This window comes from Paracoccus sp. L-17, assembly GCF_056857655.1.
In genome coordinates, this window is record NZ_JBSXNM010000033.1 from 81,514 (window position 1) to 97,448 (window position 15,935).

Annotated in this window: 16 protein-coding genes; 2 read left to right on the forward strand and 14 right to left on the reverse strand. The window is 61.3% G+C overall.

What is annotated here, in order from left to right:
• Positions 1-3: 3 nt before the first annotated feature.
• The 4 genes from AC13CR_RS07325 to AC13CR_RS07340 are packed head-to-tail and all read right to left on the reverse strand — an operon-like array spanning position 4 to position 4,328.
• Positions 4-1,146 (reverse strand): acyl-CoA dehydrogenase family protein, encoded by a 1,143-nt coding sequence (locus tag AC13CR_RS07325; protein WP_350080640.1) that lies wholly within the window; start codon positions 1,144-1,146, stop codon positions 4-6.
• Positions 1,147-1,163: 17 nt separating this feature from the next.
• The gene (locus AC13CR_RS07330; RefSeq protein WP_482900537.1) at positions 1,164-2,339 is read right to left on the reverse strand and encodes an acyl-CoA dehydrogenase family protein; all 1,176 of its coding nucleotides are present in this window, start codon (positions 2,337-2,339) and stop codon (positions 1,164-1,166) included.
• A gap of 1 nt (position 2,340) precedes the next feature.
• Positions 2,341-3,531, reverse strand: coding sequence for a CaiB/BaiF CoA transferase family protein (locus tag AC13CR_RS07335; protein ID WP_482900538.1), 1,191 nt, complete (start codon positions 3,529-3,531; stop codon positions 2,341-2,343).
• Complete coding sequence (locus tag AC13CR_RS07340; RefSeq protein WP_482900539.1) at positions 3,528-4,328, reverse strand: enoyl-CoA hydratase/isomerase family protein; 801 nt, start codon at positions 4,326-4,328, stop codon at positions 3,528-3,530. The genes AC13CR_RS07335 and AC13CR_RS07340 overlap by 4 nt, the downstream gene beginning before the upstream one ends.
• A 193-nt stretch (positions 4,329-4,521) precedes the next feature.
• Here AC13CR_RS07340 and AC13CR_RS07345 point away from each other — a divergent pair, with 193 nt between their 5' ends.
• The gene (locus AC13CR_RS07345) at positions 4,522-5,487 is read left to right on the forward strand and encodes an NAD(P)H-dependent flavin oxidoreductase (RefSeq protein WP_482900540.1); all 966 of its coding nucleotides are present in this window, start codon (positions 4,522-4,524) and stop codon (positions 5,485-5,487) included.
• Positions 5,488-5,558: 71 nt separating this feature from the next.
• Here AC13CR_RS07345 and AC13CR_RS07350 read toward each other — a convergent pair whose 3' ends face one another.
• The 10 genes from AC13CR_RS07350 to AC13CR_RS07395 form a co-directional block, all read right to left on the reverse strand.
• Positions 5,559-6,755, reverse strand: coding sequence for a phenylacetate--CoA ligase family protein (locus tag AC13CR_RS07350; protein ID WP_482900541.1), 1,197 nt, complete (start codon positions 6,753-6,755; stop codon positions 5,559-5,561).
• Positions 6,756-6,782: 27 nt separating this feature from the next.
• Positions 6,783-7,592 (reverse strand): enoyl-CoA hydratase/isomerase family protein, encoded by an 810-nt coding sequence (locus AC13CR_RS07355; RefSeq protein WP_088652413.1) that lies wholly within the window; start codon positions 7,590-7,592, stop codon positions 6,783-6,785.
• A 28-nt stretch (positions 7,593-7,620) separates the two neighbouring features.
• Positions 7,621-8,772 (reverse strand): acyl-CoA dehydrogenase family protein, encoded by a 1,152-nt coding sequence (locus AC13CR_RS07360; RefSeq protein ID WP_088652414.1) that lies wholly within the window; start codon positions 8,770-8,772, stop codon positions 7,621-7,623.
• Complete coding sequence (locus tag AC13CR_RS07365) at positions 8,769-9,893, reverse strand: acyl-CoA dehydrogenase family protein (RefSeq protein ID WP_088652415.1); 1,125 nt, start codon at positions 9,891-9,893, stop codon at positions 8,769-8,771. Before AC13CR_RS07365 ends, AC13CR_RS07360 begins: the two co-directional genes overlap by 4 nt.
• Complete coding sequence (locus tag AC13CR_RS07370) at positions 9,880-10,329, reverse strand: MaoC family dehydratase (protein ID WP_088652416.1); 450 nt, start codon at positions 10,327-10,329, stop codon at positions 9,880-9,882. Before AC13CR_RS07370 ends, AC13CR_RS07365 begins: the two co-directional genes overlap by 14 nt.
• Positions 10,326-11,045 (reverse strand): transglutaminase-like domain-containing protein, encoded by a 720-nt coding sequence (locus AC13CR_RS07375; RefSeq protein WP_482900542.1) that lies wholly within the window; start codon positions 11,043-11,045, stop codon positions 10,326-10,328. Before AC13CR_RS07375 ends, AC13CR_RS07370 begins: the two co-directional genes overlap by 4 nt.
• A 62-nt stretch (positions 11,046-11,107) precedes the next feature.
• Entirely contained in the window at positions 11,108-12,244 is a 1,137-nt protein-coding gene (locus AC13CR_RS07380; RefSeq protein ID WP_482900543.1) for a CaiB/BaiF CoA transferase family protein, read from the reverse strand.
• A gap of 10 nt (positions 12,245-12,254) precedes the next feature.
• Positions 12,255-13,112: a MaoC/PaaZ C-terminal domain-containing protein gene (locus tag AC13CR_RS07385; protein ID WP_482900544.1), complete on the reverse strand. Its 858-nt coding sequence runs from the start codon at positions 13,110-13,112 to the stop codon at positions 12,255-12,257.
• A gap of 23 nt (positions 13,113-13,135) precedes the next feature.
• A complete protein-coding gene (locus AC13CR_RS07390; RefSeq protein ID WP_482900545.1) occupies positions 13,136-14,287 on the reverse strand; it encodes a thiolase in 1,152 nt (383 codons plus the stop codon).
• Positions 14,288-14,290: 3 nt separating this feature from the next.
• On the reverse strand, positions 14,291-14,668 hold the full coding sequence (locus tag AC13CR_RS07395; protein WP_482900546.1) for a Zn-ribbon domain-containing OB-fold protein: 378 nt from the start codon (positions 14,666-14,668) through the stop codon (positions 14,291-14,293).
• Positions 14,669-14,772: 104 nt separating this feature from the next.
• Between AC13CR_RS07395 and AC13CR_RS07400 the strand changes: the two genes are divergently transcribed.
• On the forward strand, positions 14,773-15,918 hold the full coding sequence (locus AC13CR_RS07400; RefSeq protein ID WP_482900547.1) for a CaiB/BaiF CoA transferase family protein: 1,146 nt from the start codon (positions 14,773-14,775) through the stop codon (positions 15,916-15,918).
• The last annotated feature ends 17 nt before the right edge of the window (positions 15,919-15,935 follow it).

A 15,935-nucleotide genomic window follows, 5' to 3' on the forward strand; every position in this document is an offset into this window, starting at 1 on the left:
TCGTCAGTCAGTGAACAGCGCCCGAGCAATCCCGTTCTTGTGTATCTGGGTCGTTCCCCCGGTGATCGTCAGCATCCGCACATCCCTCACCATCCGCTCCAACGGAAGCGAACCGAAATAGCCGTAGCCACCGAACATCTGCATGGCGTCATGGGTGACGCGCTGTGCCATTTCGGTGGCCTGAACCTTGGCGATCGAAGACAATGTTGGATCGGGCTGGCCGCGGTCGATCAGCGACAGCGCCGTATAACACAACGACCGTGCGGCCTCGATCTGCACCTTCATGTCCGACATCATCCATTGCAGCCCCTGCATCTCGGACAGCGCCTTGCCGAATTGCCGGCGGGTCTTCATGTAGTCGCGTGCAAGGTCGAACGCCCCCTCGGCGACACCAAGCGCCAGTATCCCCATGCCGACGCGCGTGGCGTTATAGACACCCAGCGGGCGGACAAAGCCGCTGGAGTTGCCGGCCAGCCCTTCGGTCACGACGTTTTCGGACGGCACCCGCACATCGTCGAAATGGATCTCGCATTCGTTGCAGCCGCGCGCGCCCATCTTCTGTTCAAGAATATGGACCGAAACGCCGGGGCTTTTGCGGTGCACCAAAACGGTTCCGATGCCCCGCGCGCCTTTGCTTTCGCAGAACCGGGCATAGACCAGAAGGTAATCGGCCCTGTCGCCGAAAGTGGTAAAGATCTTGCCGCCGTTCAGCACAAACCCGTCCCCGTCCGGGCGCAGCGATGTCGTCACCGCGGTGGCGTCCGACCCGGCCTCGGGCTCGGTCCAGGAGATCGCGCATTCGATCTCGCCCGCGGCGAAGCGGGGCAGGAAAGCCTGCTTCAACGCCTCGCTGCCGCAGGTGGCGATGATCCGGGGCGAGACGTTCTGATCGTGAACGATCAGCGCGGTATTGAAATCCACCTTGGCCAGTTCCTCGATCACGAGATAGCAATCCACCAGCGGCGCACCGCCACCGCCGTATTCTTCGGGAATGGTCATGCCCAGATAGCCAAGCGCGCCCAGGCGATGGTGGTTTTCCTCGGGGTAGATGCCGTCGCGGTCCCAGCGTGCGGCACGGTCCCGGAATTCCCCGAGCGCCAGTTTGCGCGCGGCATCCTTGAGAGCGACCTGTTCTGTCGTTAGCAACGAGGGATGCATCCGCGCTACCCCCGCCGCTGGTCGAAGCTGTGGCCGTAGACCATGGCGGCGATCGTATTGCGCAGGATTTCGACGGTGCCACCGCCAAGCGCGAAGCCGCGCGCGTCACGCACCATACGTTCCAGCGGGTATTCGCGCGTGTAACCATTGTGACCGTGGATCTGCAGCGCTTCGTTCGTGACCCTCTGCGCCATTTCGTTGGCGTAAAGCTTGGCCATGGTCGCATCCATCGGATCGGGAAAGCCGTTCGGCGCGGGGTTGGTCGCGGCCCGATAGACCATCAGACGCGCAGCATGGATCTGCGTGGCCATGTCGGCGATTTTCCATTGCAGGCCCTGGAATTCCTTGATCGGGCGCCCGAACTGATGGCGAATCTCGGAATACGACTTGGCAGCATCGAAAGCGCCCTGCGCCAGCCCCACGCACATCGCTGCGTTGCCCACCCGCTCGGGTCCGAAACTGCTCATCAACAGCGCGAAGGAGCGCGAGCTTTCCGGGTTCCCTTCGACCAGCACGTCCTCGGGACCGGCCTTGTAGTTTTCAAGGATGATCTCGGCCTCGGTCAGTCCCCGGCCACCCATCTTCAGCGATATGTGGCCGATCCGCGCGCCCGGCTTCTTCAGATCGACGACAAAGGCACCAATCCCCTTCGCCCCGCTGGCCTTGCCGAAACGGCAGAAGACCAGCGCATAATCGGCCACATGGGCGCCCGTGGACCAGCATTTGTTGCCATTCAGCACCCATCCGTCGCCGTCCCTTGTGGCCGTGGTGCGCAGGTCTGTCACCGCCGACCCCGCCTCGGGCTCGCTGATGGCGATTGCGATGAATTTCTTGCCGGCCGCCATGTCTGGCAGGAACCGCTTTTTCTGCTCGTCGCTGCCCAGAACGCTGATCGCCCGGGATGGGCCGTTCAGGTAGAGTTGCGAGACCAGCGCCGTGTTGAAACAGACCCGCGCCATTTCTTCCAGAAACACCGTGCCCTGGATCACCGGCGCGCCGGAGCCGCCGTATTCTTCAGGGATGAACATTCCCAGATAGCCAAGTTCGGCCAGCTTGTCGCGGTTCGCGGCTGGAAACTCTTCGGCTTCGTCCCAATGGGCGGCCCTGGGAGCAAACTCGCGCTCAGCCAGCTTGCGTGCCTCGTTGCGAAAATCCTCCAATTCCGGATCGAGCTTGAACATGTCAGTAGGTGTCCTTTGATTGAGCAGAGGGTAGGTCCTGTTCCAGTGCGGCCAGGATGCGCGCCGTATCGGCGCCTGCGGCTGGTGCGGGGATAGGGGCGACCTGTGGGTGAGCCGCGAAACGCATCGGCAGCCCTGGAACAGGGACCGTGCCCAGGTCTGGATGCGGAAGGTCATGGATCATGCCGCGGGCGCGCATGTCATCGTCCGACACCACCTCAGCGAGCGTGCGCACCGGGGCGCCCGGCACATGTGCGCTGCTCAGGGCCGCGAAAATCTCGGCGCGGGTCTGACCTGAGGTCCACGCCGTCACCCAGCCATCGACTTGGGCACGCCGCGCGCAGCGCGCGGGTCCCGCGGTCAGTTCGGGATCTTCGGCCAGATCAGGGCGACCCATGGCCCGGGTCAGCTGCTGCCAGTGGCGATCGTTCAGGCACATGATGGCCACCTGCCCGTCGCGCGCCGGAAACAGGTCGTAGGGTGCGACCTTGAGCACGGCCTGACTGTTGCCGGCCCGGTCGGCGAACCCGTCAGGCGCCAGCAGATAGCTTGCGATATTCGACGCCAGCGCGTGGTGCGTGACGTCCTGCATCGCGATCTGGACAAAGTCCCCGCGCCCTGTCGCGCTGCGCGCATGCAACGCCGCCATAATGCCACCAAAAAGGTGGATACCGCCCAGAAAATCGGTGATCGCCGCGCCGCATTTCACCGGCGGACCATCGGGAAACCCGGTCACCGACATCAGCCCGGTCAGGGCCTGAATAGGAAAATCCATCGCCGGCGCATCGCGATAGACGGAATCGGCCGCGTAGCCCTTTCCTGACCCCATGACCAGGCGCGGATTGCGGGCACAGAGTGTTTCCCATCCCAGCCCCAGTTTCTCCATCGTACCGGGACGGAAATTCTCGATTAGAACATCGGCCGAATCTGCCAGCGCCAGCAGGGCGCTGCGCCCGCCCTCGGACCCCAGATCGAGCGTCACGCTCTGTTTGCTGGAATTGAGCATCATCGCTGCGGGGTTCTCGCGCCCGCCCGCGATGCCGCGGATACTGTCGCCGCCGGGCGGCTCGACCTTGATGACCTCGGCCCCCATGAGCGCGAACATCAGACCGCAATAGGGCCCAAGGTAGACCTGCCCGAGGTCGATCACCCGAAGACCGGCCAGCGGGCCACTATCGGGCGCCGCGTTCATGATCCGACAAAGCGCGGCGGGCGCTTTTCCTTGAAAGAGGCGACCGCCTCGCGGTGATCTGCGGTCTGCATGATATGGGCTTCGGCGGTTGCCTCGATCTCGAGATAGGTCGCGAAATCGCAATCAATGCCACGGTTCAGCATCGACTTGCCTAGCCCAAAGGCTCGGGTCGGCCCTTCGGCCAGACGCGCGGCCAGCGCAGCGGCCTCTGCGTCGAGCGCGTCTTCTTCGTGGATTGCGTGGACGATCCCAAGGTCGTGCGCCTCTTGGGCATCGATCACCTGGGCCGTCAGGAACATCGCCTTCGCCCGCTGCGTCCCGACCGTCCGCGCCAGCAAGTAAAGCCCGCCACCGTCGGGCACGATCGCCACGCGCGCATAGGCCTGGCAAAAACGGGCCGAGGGCGCGGCCAGGATCACGTCAGCCAGAAGCGCAATGTTGAACCCCACGCCAAAGGCCGGCCCGGCAACCGCCGCGACGACCGGCTTTTCAAGATCATATAGCATCCGGGTTACGCGGTGCTGTTGTTTCATGCGGTCCCGCATGGCCACAGGCGAAGAACCGGCGAAAGTGCTGATGTCGCCTCCGGCGCAAAACGCGCCCCCGGCGCCCGTGATCAACAGCGCGCGCACACGGTCATCGTCGCGCACCTGGGTAACGATGCGTTCCATCTCTTTGCGTGCGTCTTGATCAAGGGCATTCTTCTTCTCGGGAAAATCGAAAGTCATCCGACCAACGTTTTCCGAGCGGCTGTAGAGCAATGGCACCGCTTCCTCCTCCCAGGAATGGGCTAGCATGGACACGATAGGAGTGGCATTGAGCGACGGGCTATAGTCCGGTGCGGAAAATCAGACATGTGTAAATTTCACCCGTTCTGTGTATTTCCTTGCGGTCTGCTGGCACGTTTGTTTCGGCTTCCCTTCCCATGCGCGCCCGTCACGGCTACGGGCCTCGGCACCCCCTGTTGAAACAGCAAAGAAGAAATAGACAATGTACTCCGACACCCCTCTCGGCCGCTTGCGCCTGCCTGTGATCTGCTCGCCCATGTTCCTGGTATCCGGGCCGGATCTTGTCATCGCCCAGTGCAAAGCCGGCGTCATCGGCAGCTTTCCGGCGCTGAACGCACGCGAGTCCGAAGGTGAACCGCCGCTGCTCGAAGCCTGGCTCAAGCGCATCACCGAAGAGCTTGACGCGCACAATCAGGCCAATCCCGATCGGCCCGCCGCGCCATTCGCGGTCAACCAGATCGTCCATCGATCGAATGATCGGATTGAGCGGGACGTCGAAATATGTGCGCGCTGGAAAGTGCCTGTCTGGATCACATCAATGGGCGCACGGGAAGACGTCAACCAGGCGGCACATGAGTGCGGCGGCACTGTACTGCACGATGTAATCAACAACAAATACGCCAGGAAAGCGATCGACAAGGGCGCCGACGGCCTGATCGCGGTCTGCGCCGGCGCTGGCGGCCACGCCGGGGCCTTGTCACCCTTTGCGCTGGTTCAGGAAATCCGGGAATGGTTCGATGGTCCGCTTGCCCTGTCCGGGTCCATCGCGACCGGGCGCTCAATTCTGGCGGCGCAGGCCATGGGTGCGGATTTTGGGTATATCGGATCCCCCTTCATTGCCATGACCGAGGCGGTCGCGTCGGAGGAGTACAAGCAAATGATCGTCGAAGGCGGGGCCGATGATATTGTCTATACCGACTATTTCAGCGGCGTGCATGCCAACTATCTGAAACCGTCGGTGCGGGCGGTCGGTCTCGATCCGGACAACCTGGCCGGGATCGGCAACAAACTCGATCTGGCCACCGGCGACATTCGCCCCAAGGCCTGGCGTGACATCTGGGGCAGCGGTCAGGGGATCGGAGCGGTGAAAGAGGTGATGACCACGGCGGACTACGTCGACCGTCTCGACCGGGAATACCAGGCCGCCAAAGATGCGCTCTGTTCCTGACGAAAGAGGGCGGCCGGTCACCCGGCCGCCCATCTGTTTCTGCGGTTGTCGCCGAAGATCGAGACGCGATCTCAGACGTCTTTTTGGTTGACGATCAGTTCTGCATTCTCGGGTAGTTCCGAAACGATGCTCACCTCGTCGGCGCGAATTCGCGCATGCAGTTTGAAGCTTTCGGCGGCAGCTGCTTCCGCAGCAGAAGCGTCGGCACCGTCTTCCAGCACAAGCGAGAGGCGGATCATGTCGCGATCGTTCTCGCGCGTTACCACGGCCTGCGCGGCCTTTGCGCCCGGCGTGCCGATGACAACCTCCTCAACCACGCGCGGATAAACGAAAATCTCGCGCACTTTGACCGCTGCGCCGACCCTGCCCTGCAGCGCTGAAATCCGGCTGACGGTGCCATCCGCGTTGCTCTCAAGCGCCAAGGCACTGTCGCCGGTGCCGAACCGGATCATCGGCCACGTAGCATCGCGCGCGGTCACGACAACCTCGCCTGGTTCACCATGGGCGACCTGTTCCCCGCTGACCGGATCGCAGATCTGCACCACGCGGTCGGGATGAACCAGATAGCCGTCGCCGCCATCCTCATAGGCGACAAGGCCCAGATCGGCAGTGGCATAGGCGGCCCAGGTCGACACGCCGTAATCGGCCTCGATCCGGCGGCGTTTGGCCATCCAGTCGCCCATTTCCCCGCCCAGAAAGGCGGTTTTCACCTTCCATGCGTCGCGGCCATAGGTTTCGATCACCTTGTCCGCCAGCGTCAGGAAAAACGCAGTCGAAGCACAGATCGAAGTCACGTCGGTTTCGACGATGATTTGTGCCTGAAGCTCGGTGTTGCCGACGCCGCCCGGGATCACAGTGGCGCCTGCGGCCTGTGCCGCTTCGTCGAACAGCAGGCCAGCCGGTACCAGATGATACATCCAGGTGTTCAGGATGATATCTCCCGGCCCCACGCCTGCGGCCTTGAACAGAAGGTCAAGGCCGTGGCCGCCACCGCCCGAAAGGGCTGGTTCGAAAATCGGGCCGGGGGACACGTAGATTCGCCCGATATCCTTTAAATCCGAGGCGAGGAACCCGCCAAAAGGCGGGTTCTCGCGCTGAATTTTCAGAAGCTCTTCCTTCTTCATCACTGGAAGGCGCGAAAGGTCCGCCACCGATGTGACGGCTGCCGGATCGAATCCGGCAGCCGTGAATCGCGATTTCAGACCAGGAGCCTTTTCGGCCGCAGCGGCATAGGCTTGCGCTATATCTCGGTAGATATCATCAGACATTTCCATGCCTCCTCGTCCAATCGGGCGTTAAAGCGGGCAGTCCTTACGGAAGTTCGGCGTGCGCTTCTCGCGGTGCGACAACACACCCTCCTTGACGTCCTCGCTCATGAAGCCAAGCATCTCCAGCGCGGTCGACGCATCAAAGATCGGCCCGGCCTGGCGCAGCCAGTTGTTCAGCGAATACTTGGTCCAGCGAATCGCGCTTTGCGAGCCGTTGGCTAGTTCGACGGCTGTATCCAGCGCGATCTGCTGCAGCTCGTCATCCTCGACGCACATTGATACCAGACCGATACGCTCGGCCTCTTCGCCCGACACCGGCTTGCAGGTCATCAGATAGTATTTCGCCTTGGCCATCGAGGTCAGCAGCGGCCAGATAATCGCCGCGACGTCACCGGCGGCAACACCAAGGCGGGGATGACCATCGACAATCTTGGCCCGTTTTCCGGCGATCGAGATGTCGGCCAGGATGGCAACCACAAGGCCCGCGCCGGCCGCAGGGCCATTGATCGCGGAAATGATCGGCTTGTTGCAGTTGATGATGTTGTAGACGAGATCCTTGGCTTCTTTCCACGTCTTCATGATCTCGTGCGAGTCCCCGATCATCTTTTCAATCAGGCTGAAATCGCCACCGGCGGAAAACGCCTTGCCCGCACCGGTCACGATAACCGAATTGATGTCTGGGTCACGGTCGATATCGATCCACATGTCCGTCATCTGGGTGTGAGTTTCGGCATCGACCGAGTTAAACGTCTCGGGCCGGTCGAACGTGATGCGCAGCACGCGATCCGCCGGGTAGTCAAATTTCAGTTTATCGTATTTTGCATAACGATCCGACATAGTTCTATTTCCTCCGTGGGGTATTGAGTCAGCCAGGCAGTCCCAGGACGGCCTTGGACAGGATGTTTCTTTGGATTTCGTTCGATCCACCGTAGATCGTGGTAGGTCTGGCCTTGTAGAAACTCGCCAGAACATCGACACTTACGTTGCCGACTTGGAGCGGCCCGATGGAGCCGCCATCGGGTCCGGCTGCTTCGATCATCAGCTCGGTGATGCGCTGGAAGCATTCAGTCACCCAAATCTTCAGCATGGAGACATCCGCACCCAGCGTCTCGCCACGTTTGAGCTGATCTGCAAAACGGGCATAAAGCGCGGCATGATCTTCCACATCCAGTGCCGCCTGGGCAAATCGATCGCGAAACACCGGATCATCAAACGCGCCACGGCCCCGTGCAAAGCTTTCCAATTGCCCCAGTGCGTTCTGGGCCAGGCTTGGCGAACCGATGAAGATGCGCTCGAAGCTCAGGAGAGCCTTGGCCATCGTCCAACCCTTGTTCAGCTCGCCCACAAGGTTCTCGCGGGGCGTCCGGGCATCGTCAAAGAAGACCTCACAAAACTCAGTTTCACCCGAGAGGGTCTTGATCGTGCGAACATCGACTCCGGGCTGATCCATCGGAGCAAGCAGGAAACTGATGCCCTGTTGTTTCTTGGGTGCATCCGGATCGGTGCGCACCAGCATGAAAATGTGCGTAGCGTCATGCGCCATCGTGGTCCAGATCTTCTGTCCGTTGATGACAAAGTCGTCCCCGTCAATTTCTGCACGCGTGCGCAGGTTCGCCAGATCGGACCCAGCGCCCGGCTCTGAGTAGCCTTGGCACCAGATGTCATCGCAACTCAGGATACGCGGCAGCCAGTAATCTTTTTGGTCCTGGGTGCCGAACTTGATGATCAGAGGGCCGACCATCTGCACGCCCATATCGCGGCCACGATTGACGCCCCAGCGTTGCTGCTCTTCGTAGAAAATCAGCAGCTTGGCGGCGTTCAGGCCCATGCCACCATATTCTGTGGGCCATGCTGGCGCGACCCAGCCCTTCGCGTGCAGCTTGCGGTGCCAGTGTTCGATCTCGGCGAACTTTGGACGGTGCGGCAGATGGCGCAGCTCTTCGGGGTATTCGGCCTCGAAGAACTGGCGCACCTCCTTGCGGAACTCTGCATCGGTCATTGCGTTCCAGTCGGTCATTGTGCGGCCCCCTCTGCTTCGCGTGCCTCGAACCATATCCGCCTGTGATAGGCATCGTCGCCCAACCAGGCCGACAGCACCAACGCCCGGTTCAGATAGAGCCCGATATCGAATTCGTCGGTATAGCCGACCGCGCCATGAAGCTGGATCGCATCACGAGTGATTTTTTTGGCCGCGGTCACCGCACGTGACTTGGCCCGGCTGGCCAACCGGGCGCGGATCTTCGGATCCGTTTCGCCGTCCATCTGCGCCAGAGCTTCGCCGACGCCTGCCTGCGCGACCTCGCACATCACGTGAAGGTCGACAGCACGGTGCTGGATGACCTGGAATGACCCGATCGGCTTGTCGAACTGCTCCCGCGTCTTGATGTAATCGAGCGTGATCTCGAAGGCGCGCTCGCTCAGGCCGACAAGCTCGGCGGCGGCAAGCGCCGTTGCATCGACGACAGCCTCGGCCAGCGCGTCCTGAACCGCTCTTCCGCTGGCCAGTTCGGCGGCCGGGGTTCCCGAAAACGAAAGCTCGCCCAAGGAACTGCCATCGGCTTGCGCACGCTTGTTGATGACGAACCCGTCCGCGTTTGCCTCGACCAATACCAGAACCTGACCATCGTCTCCCTGGGTCACAACAAGGAACCCTTGCGATCCGGCCGCGCCGGCCACCCAAGCCTTGGCGCCGGTCAGCTTTCCGTCTGCGTATCGGCAGGTCGCATCGGCGGGCGCTCCGCCCGGGCCGCGTTCCTGCCAGGCAACCGCCAGCACAGTTTCGCCGCTGATGAGTTGTGGCACCTTCGGATGATCCGGGCAAAGGCGGCGCAGAAGACCGAGGCTCAGACCGATCGTCAACACGACCGGTTCCGGGGCAATCACGCGACCGACCTCTTCGGCGATGATGCCGGCAGCGGCCAGGCCCATGCCAAGCCCGCCCTGATCTTCGGGCACCGCCACCCCGAAAACGCCGGCCTCGGCGAGTTCCCGGACCATCTCCGCATCGAAACCGCCCCCGGCATCACGAAGTTTTCGGGCTCTGTCACTTCCGCCCGCCCGTTCAAACAACGTGCGCGCGCTCTCGCGCAACAGGCGAAGGTCTTCTTGTTCGCTGGAAAGGATATCAGTCTGTGTCATTTTGTTTTCGCTGGATCATCACGGGGGTGTCGGTCGAAAAAACGACCTCGCCCGCAGGGTTTTTGGCGCTGAGCGTATAGTGCAAAACACCTCTGTCGGGCTTGCTTTTTGACGGCGTGACCGCGTTGACCGTCAGTTCGACATCAAGGGGTTCGTTCGGGCGCACCGGCCGCAGCCAGCGCAGATTGTCAAAGCCCATGCCACCGATATTGGCGACATCGACCATCATTTCAGACATGACCGGCCTAAACACTTCCAGCATCGTCTGAAAGCCCGAGGCGATCAGGCTGCCATGTATGGCGGTTGCATAGTTTTCGTCGGTGTGCAGCCGCTGCGGATCCCATTCCTCGGCAAACGCCTTTATCGAACCCGCGCTCATCGGAGCGCTGCGAAAGCGATAGACCTGGCCCGGCGAGAAGTCTTCCAGATACCTCAAGAGGCACCCTCCTTTGCGAAACCGTCATCGTATCCGCTCGCATCCTTGGATATCCGGATGCGGTTGAATTCTTCCAGCTTCGGATAGGTTTCCTTGAACGCCATCAGGAATTCCCCCATCGGCGCGTCGAAATAGAGCCCACGGTCGTTCACATATTCCATGTGCCGGTGATTCTGTTCGTCGAACTCGTGAAAGAGCGCGTCGTGATAGCCGTCGAAGACCAGGGGTTTGACTCCGAATCTTTCACACAGTTCCATGTTGAATGCAGGTGTCACCTTGTAGGCCTCATTCCCCAACCACAGTTGAACATAGCCGTGGTAGATAAAGAGATCGGTCCCCATCAACTCCTGCAACTTGGGTGTATTCAGGTGGTTGCGCACATCAGCGAACCCCAGAGCGGCGGGGATACCCACAGCACGCAGACAAGCCGCCAGCAGAATTGCCTTGGGAACGCAAAACGCGGCTTCCGCCCCAGCGATACGACTGGCACGGTAAGAGTCCTCATCCAGCGCAAAACAATAGGGATCATAGCGAATATCGTCGCGCACCGCTTCGAACAGGCGGATCGCCTTGTCTCGATTGGTTGCGCCCACAGGAAGATCACGCAAAGCCGATGTCACGAAACCCTGCACTTCCAAGCTATCGCTTTCCACAAAGCGCGATGGCATGACATAACGCTCAGCCTCAGTCGGCAGGTCATCGTCAGACTTGTCCATTGGCCCCTCCTTTTTCTAACAATTGTTAGATTACCGATTCAAAACCTGCCCGTCAACGGGATTTACTCTGTCTTTGGTTGGTCCAAGCCATAACGCGTATTGTCTTCGCCCAGAGTGGCTGCGACTCCGACCGAACTTCCCGAAGAACGGAACTCCGGCGCAATTGGCAGCGGCAAAGCGGGCGCGTCCCGGCCAGAAATTTTTACGGTTCGCCCGAACACGTCACGCGCTTTGAAATGCGGGTCGCGCGCCGCCTCGGCGGGCGTTTTCACGACCGAACAGCAGCAATCGGCCGCAGCCAGCAAAGGCTCCCAATGAGTCGAGGGCTGCTCTCGCAGCAGACGCGCAACCTCCGCGGCACAGGCATTCGGATCGGACCAGTCATCGCGAAGCGCCACCGGCAAACCAATGACATCGCAGAACGACTGCCAGAACTTTTCTTCCAGCGCGCCGACGGCGATCTGACGCCCGTCCGCAGCCGTATAAAGCCGATACCGGGCCAGGCCACCCGTCAGGCGGCTGCCGCCGCTTTCGATTTTCTGCCCGGCGATCACACCTTCGGCATGCGCCCAATAGGCAAAGGCGAACGCTCCCTCGGCCATTGCGATATCCAGATGCGTCCCCTGCCCGCTTGCCTGCCGCGCAATCAGGGCCAGCAGGATATTCATCACCGCAGGATAGGTTCCGCCTCCGATATCGGCGACCAGCCCGAACGGGGCCGTTGGCTGGTCATCCGGTCCACGACTGAGCGACAGGATACCCGCATCACCGACGTAGTTGAGGTCGTGGCCGGCGGCGCTGGCCTTTGGTCCGGTCTGGCCATAGCCGGTGATCGAACAATAGATGAGACCGGGATTGATCTTGCGCACCGCTTCATAACCAAGCCCCAACCGGTCCATCACGCCGGGACGGAACTGCTCGACCAGAACATCGGCCCTCTCGATCAAGGGGCGCAGACGTTCCACTGCGCCCCTTGACTTGAGGTCGATGGCCACCGATCGCTTGCCGTGGTTCAACACGGCAAATCCGATGCTCTCTCCGTCGATCTTGGGCTCGGTTTGGCGCGCGTCCTCGCCGACTCCGGGACGCTCGAACTTGATCACTTCGGCGCCGACCTCGGACAACATGAGCGTCGCCATCGGACCGGGAAGAAGTGTGCTGAAATCCAGCACCAGGATATCCTTGAGCGGTTGAGCCATCTTCACTGCCTCAGGCGAAGCGCGCCGCGCCGTTGTTCAGAACAACCACGTCGCGTGCCGGAATAGATGCTCGAAACCGGGCCTCGCCGTCCTCTTCCCAGATTTCGAACCGCACGGTTTCGCCGGGATAGACCGGCGCCGAGAACCGAACATCCAGACCGACAAGCCGGGCAGAATCATAGTCCAGCAACGTCTTGAGAATCGCCCGGGCCGCCAGCCCATAGGTCGCCAGACCATGCAGGATCGGGCGGTCAAACCCGACAGAACGGGCAACATCCGGGTCAGCATGAAGCGGATTGAAATCACCGCTGAGACGATAAATAAGGGCTTGGCGCGGCAGGGTATTGATATCACATACATGATCAGGCGCCCGATCAGGCAGCACTGCGGGTGCCGGACCCGCCTGGTTTTCACCGCCGAACCCCCCATCACCGCGACAGAAAGCCGACATCGCCACGCGCGCCAGTTTTTCGCCGCTGTCCGCGTCGATAATATCGCGGCTTTGGTAAATGACGGCTCCCTTGCCCTCGCCCTTGTCGGCGATAAAGTCGATCTTGCTGCGGCCGACAATTCGGCCATGTGTCGGCAGCGGCTTGTAGATGTCGAGCCACTGTTCTCCGTGCAGCACTTTCTGCCAGTTCACGCCGGTTTTCGGATTGCGCAGCCAGAAGCCCGGATACCCCAGGGTAACGGCCATAGAGGGAACCGCCTTCAGACCGTCCTCATAGACAAAGGCCAGTTCCTTTTTGTCGGTCGGATCCTCGCCGAACCCAAGGCCGAGTGCATACAGGATGGTATCCCGCTCGGTCAGCGTCTGTTCGATTTCCTCAAAGTCCCAGTTCGACAGTGCATCGAAATCCAATGGCATTTGCTTTCCTCCCTTAGTTGCCGTCAGAGCGTGTTTTGCGATCCAAGTATGGCCGTGACCTGGCTGGACAGCACACCGCCGTTGCCATGCGCCAGCGCCAGATCAATATCCTTCAACTGAATGCCCGGCGCGTCGCCACGGATCTGACGGGCAGCCTCGATCACTGTGAAGATACCGTACATCCCGGGGTGCACACAGGACAGGCCTCCGCCATTCGTGTTCACCGGCAAGACCCCGCCAGGCGCGATGCGCCCGCCCTGGACAAAGGCCCCGCCATCGCCCTTGGCACAGAACCCCAGATCTTCGAGAAACAGGATGGTATTGATGGTGAAGGCATCATAGAGCTCGACCGCCTGGATATCCGCAGGGGTCACGCCGGCCGCCGTAAAGGCGCGCGCGCCCGAGTCGCGGGCCGCGGTCACGGTGAAATCCTTCATCTGCGAAATCTGCCGGTGCGAGCTTGCCGCAGCACTGCCCAGCACATAGACAGGCGCCTTCGGGAAATCCCGGGCGCGGTCCGCGCGGACCATTACGATCGCGCCGCCACCGTCGGTGACAAGACAACAGTCGCGCACGGTCAATGGATCGCCCACCATGCGCGCACCCAACACGTCCTCGCGGGTCAGCGGGCCGCGCTCGAACGCTTCGGGGTTGTGCTGCGCCCAGGCCCGCGCGGCAAGGGCCACGTCGGCCAGCTGTTCGCGGGTGGTGCCGTATTCATGCATGTGCCGCGCCGCCGCCATCGCATAGGCCGAGATCGGATAGCGCGGGTTATACGGCGCCTCGTAGGCCGGCGGACGTGAAGCGGTCACCAGTCTGCCCGATGCGGTGCGCTGGTTGGAGCCATAAACAATCAGCGCGACATCACACAGACCGGCGTCCAGCGCCATGGTCGCGGACGTCAGGTAGTTTACGAAGGACGAACCGCCCGACATCGTGCCATCGTTGAACCGGGGCTGGATGCCCAGATACTCGGCCGCCATAAGCGCCGGCATGCTGTCTTCCATCATGGTGCAGAACAGCCCGTCGACGTCGGACAGTTTCAGCCCGGCATCGCCAAGCGCCGCAAGCGCGGATTGCGCCATGACATCATAGGCCGTCAGGCCATGGGCTTCTCCGAAACCGGCATGACCGGTTCCCACGATGGCGGATTTCCCCCGAAGTTCTGTGGTCATGGCTTATCCCTCCGACGGCTTGAAAAGCACGGCCGGAGCGCCCTCGGCCTCGCCCACGAAAGCGGTTACAGCCATGTCGATGGCGACGTCACCCGGGGCAATGCCTTCGACCCGGCTCATCATTCGAACGCCCTCTTGAAGCTCGACCATGCACACGTTGTAGTCGCCGCCGCGGTTTTGGCTGCGGCGCACGACGGTTGTGGTGTAGACCCGTCCCTTGCCGGTGGCCTGCTTCCACGAAATCGCGGCGCCATGACAATGTGGACACAGGACTCGCGGGAAAAAGTGATAGGCCCCGCAGTCGTCGCACTTGGGCAGCAGGATCTCTCCCTCTGCCAGCGCGCGCTGGAAAAACTGGTCTGGTCCTATGGCGTCCTGCACCGGCGTTCTCCTTCAAGCGATCCAGTCTTTGTCTAATCGTATTGATTATGTTTCTAACAATTGTTAGATTTAGTCAACCTTTCAGGATCAATTGAGAGAAACTCATGCCAGGTTCAGACTTAGCCCCCCTTTCCGGCAAACTCGTCGTTGCGCTGGAACAGGCAGTCGCCGCGCCTTTTTGCTCCTCGCGGCTGGCCGACGCCGGCGCGCGCGTGATCAAGATCGAACGCAAGGGCGCAGGCGATTTCGCCCGCGCCTACGATACCGCCGCCAACGGTGAAAGCGCCTATTTCACATGGCTGAACCGAGGCAAAGAATCGGTCGCCTTGGACATTAAAGCCGACGAAGACCGTGAAATCCTGCTCAGGATGCTGGAAAACGCAGATGTGTTTATTCAGAACCTGCTGCCGGGCGCGCTGGCCAAGCTCGGGCTCGATTCCGCAAGTCTGCGAGAGAGGTTTCCGCGTCTCGTGACCTGCGACATCACCGGATATGGCGAAGACGGCCCGATGCGCAACGCCAAGGCCTATGACCTTCTGGTGCAATGCGAAAGCGGTCTGGCATCAGTGACCGGTACACCCGACGGACCAGGACGGGTGGGCGTGTCGGTCTGCGATATCGCCACCGGTATGACAGCCCATGCCGGAATCTGCGAAGCGCTTGTCGGGCGTGATCGCACCGGCAAGGGCAGCGGCGTTTCCGTGGCAATGTTTGATGTGATGGCCGACTGGATGTCGGTTCCACTGCTGTATCACGATTACCTTGGCAAGCCGACACCGCGTGTCGGGCTGAACCACACGGTCATCTGTCCCTACGGGGCCTATCAGTGCAAAGACGGCCAGCTTGTCGTCATTACCGTTCAGCACAGCGGCGAATGGCAACGGTTCTGTGAACACATACTGGGCGATGCGGCTTTGGCAACCGACCCCCGGTTCCATGACAACACGTCGCGAATTGAAAACAAACCCGCGCTCGAAGTTCTCATCAAGGCCGTGTTCGCCTCGCATGACCGCGCCGAGATGCTGAAGCGGCTTGACGCTGCGGGCATTGCCTCGGGCGCGGTGAACGACGTGGCGGCCCTGTCCGATCACCCGCAGCTTGACCGATCCGTGATAGGCACACCCTCGGGCGAGATCAACGTACCGACTCCCCCGATCCGGCGCAGCCTCGGCGAAACGGCACTGGGCCCCTGCCCGGCCTTCGATGCGCAAGGCAAAGCCCTTCGCGCCGAGTTCGGCCGTCGTTCATAAAAACGGTGGGCAACTAA